The sequence below is a fragment of the Nocardioides sp. R-C-SC26 genome, assembly GCF_021246465.1.
Lineage (GTDB): Bacteria > Actinomycetota > Actinomycetes > Propionibacteriales > Nocardioidaceae > Nocardioides.
On sequence record NZ_JAHRHK010000005.1, the window covers coordinates 23,879 to 42,948 of the forward strand.

Annotated in this window: 16 protein-coding genes; 8 read left to right on the top strand and 8 right to left on the bottom strand. The window is 71.1% G+C overall.

Going from position 1 to position 19,070, the window contains the following annotated elements; all coding sequences use genetic code 11:
* The first annotated feature begins 15 nt into the window (after positions 1-15).
* The gene (locus KSO97_RS06055; protein ID WP_232677189.1) at positions 16-870 is read left to right on the top strand and encodes an SDR family oxidoreductase; all 855 of its coding nucleotides are present in this window, start codon (positions 16-18) and stop codon (positions 868-870) included.
* A 10-nt stretch (positions 871-880) separates the two neighbouring features.
* On the opposite strand, the gene dnaB is transcribed toward KSO97_RS06055, so the two are convergent.
* Positions 881-2,254: a replicative DNA helicase gene (gene dnaB / locus KSO97_RS06060; RefSeq protein WP_374198471.1), complete on the bottom strand. Its 1,374-nt coding sequence runs from the start codon at positions 2,252-2,254 to the stop codon at positions 881-883.
* A gap of 719 nt (positions 2,255-2,973) precedes the next feature.
* Between dnaB and KSO97_RS06065 the strand changes: the two genes are divergently transcribed.
* Positions 2,974-4,287, top strand: a complete 1,314-nt coding sequence (locus KSO97_RS06065; RefSeq protein ID WP_232677371.1) for an MATE family efflux transporter — start codon at positions 2,974-2,976, stop codon at positions 4,285-4,287.
* A 233-nt stretch (positions 4,288-4,520) separates the two neighbouring features.
* Here the strand turns inward: KSO97_RS06065 and rplI are convergent, their stop codons facing one another.
* The 4 genes from rplI to rpsF all read right to left on the bottom strand — a co-directional run bounded on the left by rplI (position 4,521) and on the right by rpsF (position 6,311).
* Positions 4,521-4,967, bottom strand: a complete 447-nt coding sequence (gene rplI, locus KSO97_RS06070; protein WP_232677190.1) for a 50S ribosomal protein L9 — start codon at positions 4,965-4,967, stop codon at positions 4,521-4,523.
* Between the two features lie 14 nt (positions 4,968-4,981).
* On the bottom strand, positions 4,982-5,218 hold the full coding sequence (rpsR, locus tag KSO97_RS06075; protein ID WP_232677191.1) for a 30S ribosomal protein S18: 237 nt from the start codon (positions 5,216-5,218) through the stop codon (positions 4,982-4,984).
* A gap of 88 nt (positions 5,219-5,306) precedes the next feature.
* Positions 5,307-5,864: a single-stranded DNA-binding protein gene (locus KSO97_RS06080; RefSeq protein ID WP_232677192.1), complete on the bottom strand. Its 558-nt coding sequence runs from the start codon at positions 5,862-5,864 to the stop codon at positions 5,307-5,309.
* A 156-nt stretch (positions 5,865-6,020) separates the two neighbouring features.
* Positions 6,021-6,311, bottom strand: coding sequence for a 30S ribosomal protein S6 (rpsF, locus tag KSO97_RS06085; RefSeq protein WP_232677193.1), 291 nt, complete (start codon positions 6,309-6,311; stop codon positions 6,021-6,023).
* Positions 6,312-6,564: 253 nt separating this feature from the next.
* Here rpsF and KSO97_RS06090 point away from each other — a divergent pair, with 253 nt between their 5' ends.
* On the top strand, positions 6,565-7,362 hold the full coding sequence (locus tag KSO97_RS06090; RefSeq protein ID WP_232677194.1) for a hypothetical protein: 798 nt from the start codon (positions 6,565-6,567) through the stop codon (positions 7,360-7,362).
* Between the two features lie 154 nt (positions 7,363-7,516).
* On the opposite strand, the gene KSO97_RS06095 is transcribed toward KSO97_RS06090, so the two are convergent.
* Positions 7,517-9,616, bottom strand: coding sequence for an FHA domain-containing protein (locus KSO97_RS06095; protein ID WP_232677195.1), 2,100 nt, complete (start codon positions 9,614-9,616; stop codon positions 7,517-7,519).
* Positions 9,617-9,910: 294 nt separating this feature from the next.
* On the opposite strand from KSO97_RS06095, the gene KSO97_RS06100 reads away from it, so the two are divergent.
* The 3 genes from KSO97_RS06100 (at position 9,911) to KSO97_RS06110 (ending at position 13,212) form a co-directional block, all read left to right on the top strand.
* Complete coding sequence (locus tag KSO97_RS06100) at positions 9,911-10,711, top strand: deoxyribonuclease IV (protein ID WP_232677196.1); 801 nt, start codon at positions 9,911-9,913, stop codon at positions 10,709-10,711.
* A 188-nt stretch (positions 10,712-10,899) separates the two neighbouring features.
* Positions 10,900-12,063: a peptidoglycan bridge formation glycyltransferase FemA/FemB family protein gene (locus KSO97_RS06105; protein WP_232677373.1), complete on the top strand. Its 1,164-nt coding sequence runs from the start codon at positions 10,900-10,902 to the stop codon at positions 12,061-12,063.
* A 93-nt stretch (positions 12,064-12,156) separates the two neighbouring features.
* On the top strand, positions 12,157-13,212 hold the full coding sequence (locus tag KSO97_RS06110; RefSeq protein WP_232677197.1) for an alanine racemase: 1,056 nt from the start codon (positions 12,157-12,159) through the stop codon (positions 13,210-13,212).
* Here the strand turns inward: KSO97_RS06110 and KSO97_RS06115 are convergent.
* Positions 13,202-14,704, bottom strand: coding sequence for a hypothetical protein (locus KSO97_RS06115; protein ID WP_232677198.1), 1,503 nt, complete (start codon positions 14,702-14,704; stop codon positions 13,202-13,204). The two genes, KSO97_RS06110 and KSO97_RS06115, sit on opposite strands and share 11 nt — an antisense overlap.
* Positions 14,701-17,082: a transglycosylase domain-containing protein gene (locus tag KSO97_RS06120; RefSeq protein ID WP_232677199.1), complete on the bottom strand. Its 2,382-nt coding sequence runs from the start codon at positions 17,080-17,082 to the stop codon at positions 14,701-14,703. Before KSO97_RS06120 ends, KSO97_RS06115 begins: the two co-directional genes overlap by 4 nt.
* Before the next feature lie 204 nt (positions 17,083-17,286).
* Between KSO97_RS06120 and KSO97_RS06125 the strand changes: the two genes are divergently transcribed.
* Together KSO97_RS06125 and KSO97_RS06130 are read left to right on the top strand one after the other, a co-directional pair.
* A complete protein-coding gene (locus KSO97_RS06125; protein WP_232677200.1) occupies positions 17,287-17,847 on the top strand; it encodes a PadR family transcriptional regulator in 561 nt (186 codons plus the stop codon).
* Between the two features lie 63 nt (positions 17,848-17,910).
* Entirely contained in the window at positions 17,911-18,996 is a 1,086-nt protein-coding gene (locus KSO97_RS06130) for an inositol-3-phosphate synthase (protein ID WP_232677201.1), read from the top strand.
* Positions 18,997-19,070 lie beyond the last annotated feature (74 nt).

A 19,070-nucleotide genomic window follows, 5' to 3' on the forward strand; every position in this document is an offset into this window, starting at 1 on the left:
ATCGAAGGAGTGTCGATGACTGCCCAGAGCCCCCTCGCCGTGACGGGCTCCACCGGCGCGATCGGCGGCCTGGTGGCTCGAGGCCTCGCCGCGGCCGGGGTTCATCAGCGGCTCCTGGTGCGCGACGCCGCTCGCGCACCGCAGCTGGAGGGCGCCGACGTCGTCGAAGCGGCCTACGGCGACACCGCCGCAGCGCACCGGGCGCTGGAGGGCGTGAGCGTGTTGTTCATGGTCTCGGCGTCGGAGTCGGCCGACCGGGTGAAGCAGCACGTCGGGTTCGTGGACGCCGCGGCGGCCGCCGGCGTGGGGCACATCGTCTACACCTCGTTCGTGGGCGCGGCACCCGATGCGGTGTTCACCCTGGCGCGCGACCACTTCGCCACCGAGGAGCGGATCAGGGCCAGCGGCATGGCGTACACCCTCCTGCGCGACAACCTCTACCTCGACTTCCTCCCGAGCCTCGCCGGCGAGGACGGCGTGATCCGCGGCCCCGCCGGGAGCGGCCGTGTCGCCGCGGTCGCGCGCGCCGACGTCGGGCGCTGCGCGGCCGCCGTCCTGCTGGACCCCGCGGCTCACCGCGACGCCGCGTACGAGCTCACCGGCCCCGAGGCGCTCTCCATGGCCGACGTCGCCGCGATCGTGGGCGAGCAGCAGGGCCGCGCCGTCAGCTACCACGACGAGACGATCGAGGAGGCCTACGCCTCCCGCCTGCAGTGGCCCGCCCCCGACTGGCAGTACGACGCCTGGGTGTCGACCTACACCTCGATCGCCGCGGGCGAGCTCTCCGCCGTCAGCGACGACGTCCGGCGGCTGACGGGGCGGTCACCGGTCGGCCTCCGCGAGCTGCTGGTGGCGGAGGGCGGCGCCTGACGCCGTCCGCTCAGTGCGCCATGTCGACGAAGCGCGAGTAGTGGCCCTGGAAGGCCACGGTGATGTCGCGGGTGGCGCCGTTGCGGTGCTTGGCGACGATGAGGTCGGCCTCCCCGGGGCGGGTCGACTCCTTCTCGTAGACGTCCTCGCGGTGGAGCAGGATCACCATGTCGGCGTCCTGCTCGAGGGATCCCGATTCACGCAGGTCGCTCATCATCGGCTTCTTGTCGGCGCGCTGCTCGGGGCCACGGTTGAGCTGGGACAGGGCGATGATCGGCACCTCGAGCTCCTTGGCGAGCAGCTTGATCTGCCGGGAGAACTCCGAGACCTCGAGCTGGCGCGACTCGACCTTCTTGCCCGAGCTCATCAGCTGCATGTAGTCGATGACGATCAGGCGCAGGTCGTGGCGCTGCTTGAGGCGGCGGGCCTTGGCCCGGATCTCCATCATCGTCATGTTCGGGCTGTCGTCGATGAACATCGGCGCGCTGGACACCTTCGCCATGTGGCGGGCGAGCTTGTCCCAGTCCTCGTTCGACATGTTGCCGTTGCGGATGTGGTTGAGCGGCACCTTCGCCTCGGCCGAGAGCAGTCGCATCGCGATCTCCGAGCGCGACATCTCCAGGCTGAAGAAGACGCTCGACATGTTGTTGGCGATGGAGGCGGAACGGCAGAAGTCCAGAGCGAGCGTCGACTTACCCATCGCGGGGCGAGCCGCGACGATGATCATCTGACCCGCGTGCAGGCCGTTCGTGAGCTCGTCGAAGTCGGCGAAGCCGGTCGGGACGCCGTAGATGCCGGCCTCGCGGTTGCCGATCGCCTCGATCTCGTCGAGGACGCCCTCCATGATGTCGCTGAGCGGCGCGTAGTCCTCCGCCGCGCGGCGATCGGTGATCGCGAAGACCTCCGCCTGCGCGCGGTCGACGATGGCGTCGACCTGACCCTCGCCGGCGAAGCCGATCTGGGTGATCCGCATGCCCGCGTCGACCAGCCGTCGCAGGATCGCCTTCTCGCGCACGATCTCGGCGTAGAACTCGGCGTTCGCCGCGATCGGCACGTTGGCGGCGAGCGTGTGCAGGTAGGCCGCCCCGCCTACGCGCTGCAGCTGGCCCGTGCGCTGCAGCTCGGCGGAGACCGTGACCATGTCGACCGGCTCGCTGCGGCCGAAGAGGTCGATGATGGCGTCGAAGACGGTCTCGTGGCTCGGGCGATAGAAGTCGACCCCGCGCAGCACGTTGGAGACCTCGCCGATGGCGTCCTTGGAGATCAGCATCGCGCCGAGGACCGACTGCTCGGCGGCCATGTCCTGCGGGGGCGTACGGTCACCATCGCGGCGTGGCGCCGCACCCGGCTCGAAGGGAGACGGGCCGTCGCCCCAGGCCTGCATCTGGGCCTCGAACGGCGGCTCGAAGGGAGGCTCGGTGAATCCGTGTTGATCGGACTCGGTGACACTCACGGCTGCTCCCCGGGACGGGCGGTGGGTTCGGCTCGGGCACTGATGTGCTCGAGGCTAGGTCGGGCCACCGACAGAATCGCCGGCGGTTCTCGACCCCGCCAGGCGGCTCTCGACGACCCGGATGCCGGCGTCGTCGCACTCGCGCGATCGATCGATCCGACGCCGCAACGTACGAGGCGGGAGGGCCGCGACGAAAGGGGCCCATCCACAGCGCGCTCGAGGACCTGGGGATATTCGGCCCCGGACCGTGGACGACACGCCAAGCGGTGTGCACAGCCTGGGGAGTGGACTGTGGACGAGTGTCGTCCCACGCGTCACAGTAGACCGCTGACCTGGGGTTTTGTCGCTCCACACCTGTGGATAGAAAACTCCCGACAGGTTTCTCGGTTCTCGTGGCGTTCACGCGGGTGTTGCGTGCCGGTTTATCGACAAAGCGTGGTCCCCATCGGGTTCTCCACAGATGCAGAGCTTTGTCCACAGGGTGCCGCGCGTGACTCTTGCGTGACGTCGGCGCAAACGGGCCGGCCTCGATGACGGGTCCGGTGAGCGGCCGGCACGACCCGGTTCGGCGCAGGCCGGCGCGACCGGACGCCGGGCGCGCGGAACGACGGCGGTTCTGCCGGGCGCCCGACCGTGAGACCGACCGGGAGATCGGGCGGTTGGCGTTGCCGGCGTTCCTCGCGCTCGTCGCCGAGCCCCTGTTCCTCCTCAGCGATGCCGCCGTCGTCGGACATCTCGGCACGACCGAGCTCGCCGGCCTCGGCATCGCCGCCGTGGTGCTGCAGACCGTCGTCGGTCTCTGCGTGTTCCTCGCCTACGGCACGACCGCTGTCGTCGCCCGCCGCCTCGGCGCCGACGACCTGGCCGGCGCGCTACGGCAGGGCGTCGACGGACTCTGGCTCGCCGTCGTGATCGGGCTGGCCGCCACCGCCGCGACCATCGTGGCGGCGCCTCGCCTCACCGCCGCCTTCGGTGCGGAGGAGCCGGTACGGGCGGATGCCGAGCAGTACCTCGTCGTGGCGGCGCTCGGCTACATCCCGCTCCTGCTGATGCTCGCCGCGACCGGCGTCCTGCGCGGGCTCCAGGACACCCGGACCCCGTTGGTGGTCGCCGTCGCGGGCAACCTGCTGAACATCGTCTTGAACGTGGTGCTCGTCCACGGCGTCGGCGGCTTCGCCGGCATCGGGCTGGTGGGCTCCGCGCTGGGCTCCCTCGTCGCGCAGGTCGCGAGCGCTGCTGCCCTGGTCGTCGTCGTCGCGCGGGCAGCCCGACGCCACGCTGCGGCGCTTCGACCTCGGTGGAGCGGTGTGCGCGGCGCCGCCCGGGCGGGAGTGCCGCTCATCGTGCGCACCCTGACGCTGCGGGCCGCGATCGTGATCACGCTGTTCGCCGTCACGATCGGGGAGAGAGGCGACTCCACCGCCATCGCCACCCACCAGCTCGCCGTCACGATCTGGACATTCCTGGCGTTCGTGCTGGACGCCATCGCGATCGCCGGACAGGCGATCACCGGCCGCTCGCTCGGCGCGGGCGACCTGGTCGCCACGCGGCGCACCACGACGCGGATGACGCAATGGGGGCTCGCGGCAGGCGTGCTCACCGGTGTCGGGTTGGCGGCGTCGGCACCATGGGTCGGCGCACTTTTCACCACCGACGACGCCGTGCGCGCCGCGCTCGTGCCCGTGCTCGTCGTCGCGGCGCTCGGGCAGCCGATCGCGGGCGTGGTCTTCGTGCTCGACGGCGTGCTGATCGGTGCGGGCGACGGCCGCTACCTCGCCGTCGCCGGGCTGACGGTGCTCGGCCTCACCGCACCCGCCCTCGCAGCGACGGTCTGGCTCGGCGGCGGGCTGGTCGCGGTGTGGGGCGTGTTCGTCCTCGCGTTCATGGGCGGTCGGCTCGTCACGTTGGCCACGCGTGCTCGGAGCGAGACGTGGATGCGTGCCGGCGCGACGCTGGACGACTGAGCGTCGCGACCTGCTCTCCGGGTCTCGCGCCGGTCGCAGAGCGACCTCCTCGACCACCAGTGGACCGTGGGCGATTCCGGTGGTTGAGGAGCCTGGTCCTAAGGAACGAGGGGCCGGACGTCACGACCATCAGCGACGTGACGTGCGAGGCACCGGGTCGCCAGGCCGGGAAATGCGCCGACGACCGCCCCCGGTAGTCCGGGAGCGGCCGTCGTCAGCCGGAGGTCGAGACCTCAGGCAGGGATCACGTTGAGCGACACGGCGACGGAGACGTCGTCGTGCAGCTTCACCGAGACGGCGTGGACGCCGAGCGACTTGATCGGGTTCGCGACCACGACCGAGCGCTTGTCGATCGACTCGCCGGCCACCTCGCCGAGAGCATCGGCGATGTCGGTGACGGTGACGGAGCCGAACAGACGACCCTCGGCACCCGCGCGGACCTTCAGGTCGACCGGCGCGGACTCCAGCTTCGCCTTGATCTGGTCGGCGTGGGCCTGGTCGCGCACGGCCTTCTTGGTGCGCGAGGCCTTGATCGAGTCGACCTGCTTCTGGCCGCCGCGGGTCCAGCGGACCGCGACGCCACGGGGCACGAGGTAGTTACGGCCGTAGCCGTCCTTGACCTCGACGACGTCACCGGGCGAACCGAGGCCGTCGACCTCCTGGGTGAGGATGAGCTTCATCGTCGTATCCCCTCTCAGCGACCGGTCGAGGTGTAAGGGAGCAGCGCGAGCTCGCGCGCGTTCTTCACCGCGATGGCCACGTCGCGCTGGTGCTGGACGCAGTTGCCGGTGACCCGACGGGCGCGGATCTTGCCGCGGTCGGAGATGAACTTGCGGAGCAGCGTGGCGTCCTTGTAGTCGACGCCGGTCGCCTTCTCCTTGCAGAACTGGCAAACCTTCTTCTTCGGCTTGCGCATCACTGCCTTGGCCATTGTGGTGCTTCCTCTCTAGAAGCCCGGCCCCGAGTGGTTACGGAGCCGGAATGGTGCAGGTGGATGGATGGATGTGGAGCTGAACCGGTCAGAACGGGGGCTCGTCGCCGACCCCGGGAGCGCCCCACGGGTCACGAGCGGCACCGCCGCCCTGACCGCCGGGCTCGCCGCCGGACTGGCTCGGCGCCGGCGTGGCCCACGGGTCGTTGGCCGGGGCGGCGGAGTACCCACCGCCCTGACCTCCCTGGCCACCCTGGCCGCCGTACCCGCCGCCGCCCGAGCGCTGGGCACGCTGCACCTTGGCGGTGGCGTACTTCAGCGACGGGCCGACTTCCTCGACCTCGAGCTCGAAGACGGTGCGCTTCTCCCCCTGGGGGGTCTCGTACGAGCGCTGCTTCAAGCGGCCCTGGACGACGACACGCATGCCCTTCTGCAGCGACTCCGCCACATTCTCGGCCGCCTGGCGCCACACCGAGCAGGAGAGGAACAGCGCTTCGCCGTCCTTCCAGTCGTTGGTCTGGCGGTCGAAGGTGCGCGGCGTCGACGCGATGCGGAAGTTGGCCACCGCAGCCCCCGACGGCGTGAAACGCAGTTCGGGGTCGTCGACGAGGTTGCCGACCACGGTGATGACGGTCTCGCCTGCCATGTCGTCTCCTGGAGTTCTGATCCGGATATGTCGGACACCATGCTGTCGCGCGGTACCGACATTGGGACAGCGGCTGTCCACAGACGCCGCCCCGGGGACGGCGTCGGACGCCGTCGTGAGTCCTCAGGGGCTAGACGCCCTGAGCACCCCGGTCGCTCAGTGAGCGTCGGGGCGCAGCACCTTGGTGCGGAGCACGGACTCGTTGAGGGTGAGCTGGCGGTCGAACTCCTTGACCGTGGCCGGCTCGGCCGTGAGGTTGATGATGGCGTAGATGCCCTCGGCGTTCTTCTTGACCTCGTAGGCCAGGCGACGACGACCCCACACGTCGATGTTCTCGACGGTACCGCCGTCCTTGCGGATGACGTTGAGGTACTTGTCGAGCGACGGCTGAACCGTGCGCTCCTCCAGGCTGGGGTCGAGGATGACCACGACTTCGTATGCGCGCAAAGCGGTCTCCACCTCCTTCGGACTCGGCGGCCACGGTCTCTCCGTGGCAGGAGGGCCTTGCAGTTGCCCCCCGCCGGGATTCCATCGGCGGATCCGGCGTGGTGGGGACCCTTCAACCTACCAGCGTGCTAGGACACGCGGGGAATTCGCGTGACGGCCACCGCTGATCCCCAGACGACGCCGACCGCAGACCCCTCGGCCGACCTGGGGACGGCGGGCGCGGGGCGAGCGGTGGCGCTCCTACCGTGCCCGGATGCGAGGTCGCCGTGGCCTGCTCGAAGGCCGCTACCGGATCGGGCAGCCCGTCGGCGCCGGAGGTGGGGGCGTGGTCTGGCGGGCGCGCGAGGTCGGCGCCGGTGCGGGCTACGCCTTCGACGTGGCGATCACCGTGCGCGAACCGACGTCCACCGGGTTCGTGGCGCGGACGACACTCCCGCGGCACCCCCACGTGCTGACGCCGCGCTGGTGCTCTCCCGACGGCAGGTTCGAGGTGTGCGACCTGGTGCGGGGCGGCAGTCTCGCCGCCCTGCGCGCCCATGGCGCCCTGAGCGACCAGGTGGTGCGCTGTCTGCTCGACCAAGTACTGCAGGCGCTCGGTGCGCTGCACGCCGTCGGGCTGGTGCACGGCGACATCAAGCCGAGCAACCTGCTGCTCGATCCGACCGAGACCAGGCCACGGCTGCGTGTGGCCGACTTCGACACCCTGTGCTTCGCGGGCCCGTCGGCGCCGGGGCTCCCCGGCTCGTCAACCGCCGGCACGCGGGCCTTCCTCGCGCCGGAGCGACGCGCGGGACTGCCCGTGCTGCCGGCGCACGACGTCTACGCGGCGGGCGTGACCGCGCGGGCAGTCGGGCGCCGCCGGGCCGGGCCGCTCGACACCGTGCTCGACGCGATGACGCGGGTCGATGCCGCCCGCCGTCCGAGCCCCGTCGAAGCGCTCGACCGGCTCCGGTCGCTGCCCGCCGCACCGCCCGCGCCCTGGCCGGTCGTGCCCGACCGGTTCGCCGACCCAGGCGGCCGGCGGTGGCGGTGGCCGTGGCGGTGGCGGTGACCAAGCCCTCGCCTGGGCCGCGAGCCATCCACCCGGGTGAATCTCCCGGATTCGGGCCCGAATGCGGCCGGGTTCCGCCAGTTCCTCCCGGTCAATGGGGAGAAACACCGGGTACCCGGTGTTTCTCCTCCATCCCCGACGAAGCTCCCGCCACCTACTGGAACAACACCGGGTTCTGGGCGACCGGCTCGGCGACACCGCCGAGGGAGACGGCGGCGATCAGACCCTCGATGCTGTCCGCGATCGCGAAGCTGGCCCAGATGCAGGTGGCGTCGGGGCCGCTGGACCAGGTGTCGCTGAGGGAGTCGATCCGGGTCTGGCCGTCGAGGGTGTAGAAGTCGACCGTGAGCGTCACGCCGTCGGGCACGCCCTCGACGACGAACTCGGCCGACACGGTCTGACCGGGTGCGACGTTGGCGAGGATCATCGGCTCGTCGAGCGAGCTCGAACCCGCGCACTCGCCCTCGGTTCCCGATGGCACCCAGCCGGCCGAGGTGACCGCGCCACCCACCTGGCCCTCGGGCACCGACGGCACCTCGTCCACGTACGGCGAGACGTAGGAGGGATCGCCTCCGTCGTCGGCGATGTCGAGCACCGCCTCCGCCAGGTTCACCGGCACGATCAGCGCCGAGCCCTGGGTGATCGCCCCGGCGTCCTGCGACTGGGCGGTGATCACGCGCGTGTTCAGGCCGATGATCTCGCCGTCGTCGTTGATCGAGGGTCCGCCGGAGTTGCCCGAGCCGAGGCGGACGTCGCTGTCGATGGCACCGCGCTCGGTGCCGACGATCGGGTCGGCCTGGAAGGTCGAGACGACGCCCTCGGTCACGGTGAGCGGGCGGTCGCCGTCGGCGGCCACGTTGCCGATCGAGGGGTAGCCCAGCGCGACGATCCGGTCGCCGGTGCGCAGGTCGTCGCTGTCGCCGATCGGCAACGGCTCGGGCAGCTCGAGCTCGTCGGTGTCGACCTCGCCGCCGTCGATGTCGGCGTCGATCTGGAGCACGGCGATGTCGAGGTAGCCGTCGGAGACGATCGGGTGTGCGCGGTAGCGGGCCGCTGCCGGGGCGTCGTCGCTCCCCGAGGTGAAGGAGACGGTCAGGTACGCGGGGTCGGGATACTCCGAGCCCTGCCCGGGGGCGTTCGGGTCGCCGACGTGGGCGTTGGTGAGGATCCGCCCGTCCTCGGAGATCACGCTGCCCGAGCCGGTCCACATCGCCGAACCCGTCTCGTCGACGGCGGTCAGAAGCACGGTCGCCGCCTTGGCGCGGTCGAGCTCGGCCTCGCTGAGTCCGGCGACCTGCGTGGCCGCGGAGCCCGGCTCGTCGTCGTCGCCGCCGATCAGGGTGGCCGCCGCGATCCCGCCGCCGACCAGGGCGAGGACGCCGACCACGCCACCCACCAGCGCTGCCGAGCGCAGCCGCTTCTTGCGCACGATCGCGGCCGACGCCTCGCCCGCGGCCACGACCGGGACGACCTCGATCTCGTACCCCGCGGTCGGGTGCCCGAGGCTGATCTCGACCGGCTCGTCGATCTGCAGCGCGGTGATGCGCTCGCCGTCCACATAGGAGCCGCCGGTGGAGTGGTCCACGAACCACCAGCCGTCGGGCCGCGGCTCGACGACGGCGTGCTGCCGCGAGACGGCGGTGTCGTCGGCGACGACCTCGAATCCCGGGTCGCGTCCGATCCGCACGAGGGTGCCCGCGGCGAACCGCAGGTCGGTGTCGAGACGACGGCGGATCAGCAGGCCCGGCCCGGACGGCGCGCCCACGGGGGGAATGCCTCCCGGCGCCGTCGGGGCGCTGCCCGCCAGGACCGTGGTCTGCATCGGCGGCTGGTAGCCGGGCGCAGCGGGGACTGCCGGCCCGGGGTGCGGCGCCGACGTCGGCGCGGCGGGGCCGGGCGGGGCCGAGGCAGGGGGAGCGAACGGCTGACCGCCCGAGGTCGGCGGGGCCCCGTGAGCGGACGGCGTGACCGTGACGGTGAGCGTGAACCCGCGGCCCTGGTCGCCGAGGCCGATCGTCGTGGTGCCGACGAGTGCAGCGCCGGGCAGTCGGTGTCCGTTGACCCAGGTCCCGAGGGAGCTGCCGAGGTCGACGACCTCCCAGCCCTCGCCCACCGCGCGGATCTCGGCGTGCTGGCGCGAGACCGTCGGGTCGGGCACGACGATGTCGCACGTCTCCTCGCGGCCGATCCGGAAGGCCCGCGGCGAGTCCGCCGTCCAGGTCTGGGTCGGGGACTGGATCACGATGGTGCTCATGGCGCCTCCGTCGGTGTCTGCAGCGATCCGCAAGGCGACACGACCGGTCACCGAACGCCGAGCGTAGAACCTGCGTGGCCCTCCTGTCCGGTCTCTGGTCGGCCGGTCTGCACCGGTACGACGACGTGGGTTGCGTGGGCCGATCTCGAGGCAGGCGTCGGCCCGCACGTCTCCGACCCAGGTCCGCGCGCGCGGTCGGGTCGTGTGCCCCTCACCGACCCCGACGTCGGGCTCGGGCACACGACCCTGCCGGGCCGCGCAGCGGTGTCGGAGGCGCGCCGTAGGGTGCCGCTCATGAGCAGCTCCCTGGCGATCGGTGCCCACGTCGACCAGACCGACCCGATCGCCGAGGCGGCGGCTCGCCGGGCGCCGCTGGTGCAGTTCTTCCTCGGCGACCCGCAGGGTTACAAGGGCCCGGAGATCGCCTACGAGGGCGGTGCCGACAAGCTCCGCGCGGACGCCGAGGCGGCCGGGGTCGACCTCTACGTGCACGCGCCCTACATCATCAACATCGCCACCACCAACAACCGGATCCGGATCCCGAGCCGCAAGCTGCTCCAGCAGCACCTCGACGCGGCCGCCTCGATCGGCGCCAAGGGCCTGATCGTGCACGGCGGCCACGTGAACAAGGCCGACGACCCCGAGAAGGGCTTCGACAACTGGCGCAAGGCCATCGAGGCGACCGAGATCAGCATTCCGCTGCTGATCGAGAACACCGCGGGCGGGGAGAACGCGATGACCCGCTACCTCGATCGCATCGGTCGGGTCTGGGATGCGATCTCCTCTGCCGAGGGCTCCGACATGGTGGGGTTCTGCCTCGACACCTGCCACGCCCACGCGGGCGGCAACGCGCTCGAGACGGTGGTCAACGACGTCCGCGCCCTCACCGGCCGGATCGACCTGGTGCACTGCAACGACTCTCGCGACGCCTTCGACTCCGGCGCGGACCGGCACGCCAACTTCGGCGCCGGCCAGATCGACGCCGACCTGCTGGCCGCCGTCGTACGCGACGCCGGTGCGCCGGTCGTCTGCGAGACGCCGGGTGGCGCGGCCGAGCACGCAGCCGACTTCGCCTGGCTGCGCGAGCGCCTCTGACCCGCTTCCGTTCCGGACTCGCCTGGTTGAGTACCCGGTCAACCGGGGATTCCTCCACTCGCGCACCCAGTTCCTGATGTTGTCAGCCGAAGTTCCGGCCGACAACATCAGGAATCCCCGGCCAGCCGGGGACTCATCCCGGGGGCCGCAGGCGACCGGCCACGACCCCGGCTAGCCTCGACGTCGTGCTGAGCGTGCGACCCATCCCCGAGGCGACCCACCTCGCCTTCATCGCCGCGCAGCCCTCGGCGAGCTTCCTGCAGACGCCCGCGTGGGCGCAGGTGAAGAGCGAGTGGCGCGCGGAGTCACTGGGTTGGTTCGACGGCGAGGAACTGGTCGGTGCCGGTCTGGTCCTCTACCGCCAGCTGCCGAAGCTGCGCCGCTTCCTGGCCTACCTGCCCGAGGGGCCGGTCATCGACTGGCACGCCGACGACCTCGCCGCCGCGCTCACGCCGCTGGCGGTGCACGCGAAGAAGTCCGGCGCGTTCGGCGTCCGGATGGGTCCGCCGGTCGTCACCCGACGCTGGGATGCCGCCGCGATCAAGGGCGGCCTGGCCGATCCCGCCGTGCGCAAGCTCGACGACGTCGCCCCGACAGCGCGCGACGCGGCCGGCGCCCGGGTGGTCTCGCAGTTGCACGAGCTCGGCTGGCGTCCCCAAGGGCTGGACGGCGGGTTCGCGGCCGGTCAGCCGCGGCACGTGTTCCAGATCCCGCTGCGGGTCACCGAGGCAGACGGTCCGGGCGGGGCGGGCGGAGCCGTCACTCGTCAGCGCACCGAGGTCGAGGTGCTCGCGGGCATGAACCAGCTGTGGCGCCGCAACATCAAGCGCGCCGACCGCGACGGCGTCGAGGTGAGCCAGAGCAGCCTCGCCAGCCCCGACGACCTGGCCGCCTTCCACGCCCTCTACGTCCACACCGCCGAGCGCGACCACTTCACCCCACGCGGCATCGGCTATTTCCGCACGATGCTCGCGGCGCTGGGCGCGGAGAGTCCCGACCGTATCCGGCTCTGGCAGGCCCGTCACGAGGGCGACCTGGTCGCCGCGACGATCGCGATCCGGGTGGGCGACCACGCCTGGTACTCCTACGGCGCGTCGTCGACGGAGAAGCGCGAGGTGCGCGGCTCGAACGCGATCCAGTGGGCGATGATCCGCGACGCCCTTGCCGCGGGGGCGAGCGTCTACGACCTGCGCGGCATCACCGAGACCCTCGACGCCGACGACCCGCACGCGGGTCTGATCCAGTTCAAGGTCGGCACCGGCGGCGAGGCGGTCGAGTACGCGGGGGAGTGGGATCTCCCCCTCAACCGGCCCCTCTACCGCGCTTTCGACCTCTACATGCGGCGGCGGTGACCGACCGATGAGCGCGAGGAGCCCCCGCGGACGTAGCCCGAGGAACGAGGGCCGCCGGAGCGAGCCACCGCAGTGCTCGGCGAAGGAGGAGCGATGAGCCTCACCCTGACCGTCGACGGCGCGCGGTGGCGCGCCCATCTGCGTGACCTCGCGGACCGGACGCCGGGGCTGGTCCCCGTCGTCAAGGGCAACGGGTACGGGTTCACCCGCGGCCGGCTCGCTCGCCGCGCCGCCTGGCTCGGCGTCGACACCCTGGCCGTCGGCACCTACGCCGAGCTGCCCGACGTCGCCTCCCGTTTCGACGGCTCCCTGCTGGTGCTGACCCCGTGGCGCCCGTTCGTGCCCGACCTTGAACCCGCCCTCGCCAAGCGCGTGGTCCACACCCTGGGCCGGGTGGAGGACGTGGAGGCCCTGCTCGCCCGCCAGCCCGACGCCCGGTTCGTGCTCGAGCTGCTGACCAGCATGCAGCGACACGGATTCCGCGCCCGCGAGCTGTGGGCCGCCGCGGAGCGCCTCCGTTCACTGAACACCGGTCGGCTCGAGGGGGTGGCCCTGCACCTCCCGCTCGCCCAGGGGTCGCACCTGGGCGAGGTGCACCGGCTCGTGAACGACGCGATCGGCGCGGGGTTGCGCGGGCTCGACACGCTCTGGGTCAGCCACCTGACCTCCTCCGAGCTCGCCACGGTGCGACAGTCCTACGCCGATTTCGCCATCCGCCCGCGCATCGGCACCCAGCTCTGGCTCGGTGACCGCGATGCCCTGCGGGTGCGTGCGACCGTGCTCGACGTGCACGCCGTCGAGCGCGGCGACTCCTTCGGCTACCGCTCCCGGACGGCGCCCAAGGGCGGCCACCTCGTCGTCGTCAGCGGTGGTACCGCGCACGGCATCGGCTTGGAGGCTCCGACCGGCGATCACTCCTTGAAGTCGCGTGCGGCCACCGTCGCCCGCGGGGGCATGGACGCCGTCGGCTTCGTGCGCTCCCCCTTCAGCATCGACGGCAAGCAGCGGCTCTTCGCCGAGCCACCGCACATGCAGGCGTCGATGTTGTTCGTGCCGGCAGGCGCCCACGTGCCGCGGATCGGCGACGAGGTCGACGTCCGGGTCCGCTACACCGCGACGACCTTCGACCACATCGTCGTCACCGACTGAGAGACGGCGCCACCGCGTCGCTCCGGGGCGACCGAGCTGCGTCGGGTCGCAGCACCTGCCCGACCACCCGCGCGACCACCCACACCGTGGCTCCCGCGTGGGCGAGCACGCCGAACCATGCGAACGCGGGCGGGCCGTCCCGTCCGGGATCGAGGTAGCCGCCGGCGGCCCACGTCGTCAGCGCGAACATCAGCAGCACCGCGGCCTGCCAGGTCACGACATGGCGCCAGCGCACCGGAGCCAGGGCTGCCAGCGGCAGCAGCCAGAGCGCCTGCTGCGCCTCGACGTGCACGCTGAGCACCAGCACCCCGCCGACGACCAGCAGCACGACGTCGGCCAGCTCCGGACGGCGCGGCGCGAGCACCACCACGGCGGCCACGACCGCCACCCACGTCCCGATCAGGAGAAGCGAGATCGGCAGCAGCACGCCGTCGGGCACCCCGACGACCTGGTCGAGCAGCCACCAGATCGAGCCGTTGGACGGGCTGTCGACGCGCGCGTCGCCGACCTGGTCGCGCAACGATCCGGCCACGGCGGAGCGCCACTGGCCGCGATCGGAGGCGAATCCGGGCAGGTTGACCAGGAGCCAGGCGGACAGGCCGGTCGCACAGACCCGCAGCACGGTGTGCCAGGTGCGGGTGCGCACGGCCAGGAGGACGATCGCCACGACCACCCAGACCGCCCACCATGACGCCGCCACTCCCGCCCCGAGAAGCGCTCCCGCGACCAGCGCGGAGCGCGGTGCGCTCGACCGGGTGAGCACGCAGACGCCGGCGGTGACGAGCCCGACGGCGAGCAGCTCCCACGAGACCAGACCGAGCACCACCAGCAGCGGCGAGCCCGCGACGACGACGGCGTCCCACGGCGACCGACGGGCGCCTCGCCCACCGGACGTCTCCGACCCTCGGCTCGACACCGAGCCGAGGGCGCCGGCCAGGAGCACCACGATCAACAGCGCCACCGCCGCCAGCCCGACGGCGTTCACGGCCACGAAGAGGCTGCGTTCGTGCGTCACGTCGTCGGCCACGGCCACGTCCTCGACCGGCTGGTCGCCGCGCGCGCCGACGTCGGGACTGCCGCTGAGCAGGTGCGTCACCCGGGCGGCGGCGTAGCCCCACAGGGCCTCGAGGGCAGGGCGGTCGGCCGGCACGTACCGGCCCAGGGTCGCCGAGTCGGCGGTCCAGGGCCAGGTCAGCTCGACCAGGCCGTCGTCGAGGTAGGCGTCGGCGATCTGCGATCCGCACAGCCGCGAGGACGCCAACCCCGCGTCGTCCCAGTCGTCCTGCGCGCAGACGGTCTTGGTGAGCGCGCCGAGTGCCATCGCGCACGAGGTCACGATCAGCAGGACGGCGAGCACGCGACGCCAGCCGGCCCGGCTGCTGCCGTCCGACACGACGGCGCGTGTGCCGGTCGGGCCGGAGAGCAGCGCGAGCAGCGACTCGCCGAGACCCTCGCGTGACGCGGGCGAGCTCGGCGGCGGAACCTCGGTCACCGACGCTGTGGTCGCTGCTGGCTGCGCGCTGCCTGGGCCTGGCTCGGGCAACCGAGCAGGCCGCACGAGGTCGGCGACGATGTCGGCTCGGGACTCGACGGAGGGGTCGGAGGCGTGAACGTCGGCTCAGGATCCGGCGTCGGCTCCGGCGTCGGCTCGGGCGACGGAGGAGCCGTCTGCGTCGGCTCGGGATCGGGCGTCTTGGTCGGCTTGGGCGTGCGCGTGGGCCTGGGGGGCGGCGTGTACGGCTCGTGACCGGCCTCGGGCGGGTCGCCCTCGACGAAGGCCGGCTCCGGGAAGTCCTCCTCCGGGAGGCCCTCCATCGCGTAGCCCATCGCCGCGGTCCAGGTCCGCGCCGGGTAGGCCCCGCCGAAGTAGGAGGGCAGCCAGTCCTTGAGCTGCTCGTTGCCCTGACCGCGCACGTACATGACGGCGGTCGCCAGCTGCGGGGTGTATCCCACGAACCAGGCCGAGGAGACCCCGCCGGCGCCGTTCGTCGCGGTGCCCGTCTTCCCGGCCGCGGGGCGGCCGAGCTGGAGCGCCTCGAAGCCCGAGCCGGACGGCGTGACGACCTGCTGCAGCGCGTAGGAGACGTCGGAGGCGATGTCCTCGCCGATCGCGCGGTCGGTCTCGACCTTGTGGTCGTAGAGCACGTCGCCGTCAGCGTCCTCGACCCGCTCGATGACGTAGGGATGTGCGGCCATGCCGCCATTGGCGATGGTGGCGTAGGCGTTGGCCATGTTGATCGGGCTGACCGTCTGCGATCCGAGTGCGACGCCGGTGATCGGCTCGAGGCCCGGGGTCTGGTCGGGGATGCCCCACTCGTCGTTGCGGGCGGCCTCGGCCGGCGGGATGCCCAGCCGCTCGGACATGTCGATGATCTTCTGCGGACCGTTGCCCATGCTGTTGGTGAGATCGATGTAGGCGGTGTTCACCGACTTCTGGGTGGCCGTCAGCAGGCTCACCGCACTGCCGTAGTCCTCATTGCCCTGGTTCTCGAACTCCGTTCCGCCGATGTCGAGCGGAGAGTTGCCGTCGAAGGTCGAGCGCAGCGAGTAGCCGTCCTTGAGCGCCGCGGCGAGCGCGAACGGCTTGAAGGTGGAGCCGGCCTGCCCGCCGGACACGGCCCAGTTGATCTGGGAGCGCAGGAAGTCCTGACCGCCGTAGAAACCGCGCAGCGCCCCGGTGCCGGGCTCGACCGAGGCGACGGCGATGTGCAGCTTGCGGTCGCTGAAGCCCTCGGGTCGCTCGTCGCGCACCGCCTCCTCAGCCGCCGACATGTTCTTCTCGGTGAGCGTGGTGGTGATCCGCAGACCGCCCCCGTTGACCTCGTCGGGCGTGAACGGCGTGCCGTCGATCTTGGTCAGGCCCAGGACCTGGTTCTTCACCAGGGTCAGCGCGTGCCCGTTCTGGCCCCCGTAGGTGTTGCTGACCTTCTCGTCGACGAAACCGGGCAGCTTCTTGCTGGCCTTCTCGGCCTTCTCCGAGGTGATCGCACCGACCGAGGCCATGCTGGAGAGCACGTAGTCGTAACGGTCGCGCAGCGCCAGGCGCGCGTCGCGACCGTTGGCCGGGTCGAGGTCGTTCGGGTCGTTGAGGACGGCGGCCAGCACGGCCGACTGCCGCAGGTTGAGATCCGAGGCGTCGACGCCGAAGTAGGCCTGCGCCGCGGCCTGGGTGCCGTAGGCGCCGCGACCGAAGTAGATGAGGTTGAGGTATCCCTCGAGCACTTCCTGCTTGCTCAGCTCGCGCTGGATCTTCAGCGACAGGATCGCTTCCTTGATCTTGCGTCGGTAGCTGCGGTCCTGGCTGAGGTAGAGGATCTTGACGTACTGCTGGGTGATCGTCGAGGCACCCTGGCGCGAGTTGCCGGAGGCGTTGTTGAACGCCGCCCGGATGATGCCCTTGGGGTCGATCCCGCGGTCGGTCCAGAAGCTGCGGTTCTCGGCCGCGACGACGGCGTCCTTGAGCTCGTCGGCCATCTCGTCGAGCGGCACGAAATCACGCTTCTGCACCGAGAACGAGCCGATCGGCGTGCTGCCGTCGGCGTAGTAGACGTAGGTCGTCTCGGTGAGGAAGTCGGAGTTCGGCTCGGGGATGTCGATGGTCTTGTAGAAGTACACGAACGTGGCGACCGCGATCAGGGCCATCACCAGGGCGCCGATGCCACCCCACGCCAGGCCCTTGCGCACCCGCTGCTTCCACGTCAACGGCTGCTTCGGCCTCTTCGCGCCACGACCCTTGGCGGCCTTGGCGCGCCGCTGGGCGCGGGTCTCCTCCACGCCGGCGGTACGAGCGGCGGCCTTCTTGGCACCGACGACGGTACGGGCGGGACGTTTGCGCGCCGGACCTCGACCCGCGCTCCGGTTACCCGACATGTCACCCCTCGTATCGACCGACGTCTGCGGCGACGTCTCGTGGGGAGAGCGTCGTACCAGCGGTTCAGGGTACGCAGCCCACCAGCGCGGCCCCAACTGCGAGGAGCCCCCCGCTCCCCCGGTCAGGGGGTGTGAGCGACCTCATCGTCGCCGGCGATCCATCTGAAGTTCATATTCGACGGATATATCGCTACGATGCATCGCGTGGCACGCCGTACCGAGACCATCGAGCTCGCAGTCCTCGGACTGCTGCACGAGGGACCCATGCACGGCTACGAGTTGCGCAAGCGGCTCAACCTGATGCTCGGCTGGGGCCGGGTGCTCTCCTACGGATCGCTCTACCCCACGCTGAAGAAGATGCTGCGCAGCAGCCTCATCGAGGAGACCACGACGACGGCGCTGCCGACGTCGCGTCGTCCGCGCATCGTCTATCAGGTCACCGATCTGGGCACGGCCGAGTTCGAACGGCTGATGTCCGAGGTCGGGCCCGCCGCCTGGGAGGACGACAACTTCGACATCCGGTTCGCCTTCTTCGGGCGTACCGACATGGAGATCCGGCTGCGCGTGCTCGAGGGACGTCGCACCCGGTTGCAGGAGCGGCTCGATCGCGTCCAGCAGCAGTTGTCGCTCACCGAGAAGGAGGTCGACCGGTACTCGGCCGAACTCCAGCGGCACGGCGTGGAATCGGCGGAGCGCGAGGTCCAGTGGCTCTCCGACCTGATCAACGCCGAGCGCAACAGTGCCCGTGCCACCCCTCAGCAGTAGCTCCACCACCACCCCAGACCACCAACTCTCCGCACGACCGCGAGACATCAGGAAGGAATCCCCATGGGTTCGGTTCGAGTAGCAATCGTGGGAGTCGGCAACTGCGCCACCTCCCTGATCCAGGGCGCGCACTACTACCGCGACGCTGACGCCTCGGGCTCGGTGCCCGGCCTGATGCACGTCGCGTTCGGCGAGTACCACGTGCGCGACGTCGAGTTCGTCGCCGCGTTCGACGTCGACGACAAGAAGGTCGGCAAGGACCTCTCCGAGGCCATCAACGCCTCGGAGAACAACACGATCAAGATCTGCGACGTGCCCACGATGGGCGTCGAGGTGCAGCGCGGCCCGACCCTCGACGGTCTGGGCAAGTACTACCGGATGACGATCGAGGAGTCGGCCGCCGAGCCCGTGGACGTGGTCCAGACGCTCAAGGACGCCCAGGTCGACGTCATGGTCTCCTACCTGCCGGTCGGCTCGGAGGAGGCAGACAAGTTCTACGCCCAGTGCGCGATCGACGCCGGCGTCGCGTTCGTCAACGCGCTTCCCGTCTTCATCGCCTCCGACCCGGTCTGGGCCAAGAAGTTCGAGGACGCCGGCGTCCCGATCGTGGGCGACGACATCAAGAGCCAGGTCGGCGCCACCATCACCCACCGCGTGATGGCGAAGCTGTTCGAGGACCGCGGCGTGGTGCTGGATCGCACCTACCAGCTCAACGTCGGCGGCAACATGGACTTCAAGAACATGCTCGAGCGCGAGCGCCTGGAGTCGAAGAAGATCTCCAAGACCCAGGCGGTCACCTCGAACCTCACCGGTCCGCTGGCCGGTCTGGTCGACGACAAGAACGTGCACATCGGCCCGTCGGACTACGTCGCCTGGCTCGACGACCGCAAGTGGGCCTACGTGCGCCTCGAGGGTCGCGCGTTCGGCGACGTCCCGTTGAACCTGGAGTACAAGCTCGAGGTCTGGGACTCCCCGAACTCCGCCGGCATCATCATCGACGCCATCCGTGCGGCCAAGATCGCCAAGGACCGCGGCGTCGGCGGCCCGATCATCTCGGCCTCGTCCTACCTGATGAAGAGCCCGCCGGTGCAGATCCCCGACGAGGAGGGCCGTCGCCGCGTCGAGGCCTTCATCGCCGGCGAGGAGTGATCCGCCCTCTCGCTTGACACCCCTGACGCCCCGTCCGCTGCTGCGGACGGGGGGGGGGGCGGTTGCGGCGCGGC

Coding starts and splice junctions, on each gene's coding strand:
- KSO97_RS06055 (WP_232677189.1), top strand. CDS start 16: ATGACTGCCCAGAGCCCCCTCGCCGTGACGGGCTCCACCGGCGCGATC.
- KSO97_RS06090 (WP_232677194.1), top strand. CDS start 6,565: ATGCGAGGTCGCCGTGGCCTGCTCGAAGGCCGCTACCGGATCGGGCAG.
- KSO97_RS06110 (WP_232677197.1), top strand. CDS start 12,157: ATGAGCCTCACCCTGACCGTCGACGGCGCGCGGTGGCGCGCCCATCTG.
- rplI (WP_232677190.1), bottom strand. CDS start 4,967: ATGAAGCTCATCCTCACCCAGGAGGTCGACGGCCTCGGTTCGCCCGGT.
- KSO97_RS06095 (WP_232677195.1), bottom strand. CDS start 9,616: ATGAGCACCATCGTGATCCAGTCCCCGACCCAGACCTGGACGGCGGAC.
- dnaB (WP_374198471.1), bottom strand. CDS start 2,254: ATGCAGGCCTGGGGCGACGGCCCGTCTCCCTTCGAGCCGGGTGCGGCG.
- KSO97_RS06120 (WP_232677199.1), bottom strand. CDS start 17,082: ATGTCGGGTAACCGGAGCGCGGGTCGAGGTCCGGCGCGCAAACGTCCC.
- rpsR (WP_232677191.1), bottom strand. CDS start 5,218: ATGGCCAAGGCAGTGATGCGCAAGCCGAAGAAGAAGGTTTGCCAGTTC.
- KSO97_RS06080 (WP_232677192.1), bottom strand. CDS start 5,864: ATGGCAGGCGAGACCGTCATCACCGTGGTCGGCAACCTCGTCGACGAC.
- KSO97_RS06130 (WP_232677201.1), top strand. CDS start 17,911: ATGGGTTCGGTTCGAGTAGCAATCGTGGGAGTCGGCAACTGCGCCACC.
- KSO97_RS06100 (WP_232677196.1), top strand. CDS start 9,911: ATGAGCAGCTCCCTGGCGATCGGTGCCCACGTCGACCAGACCGACCCG.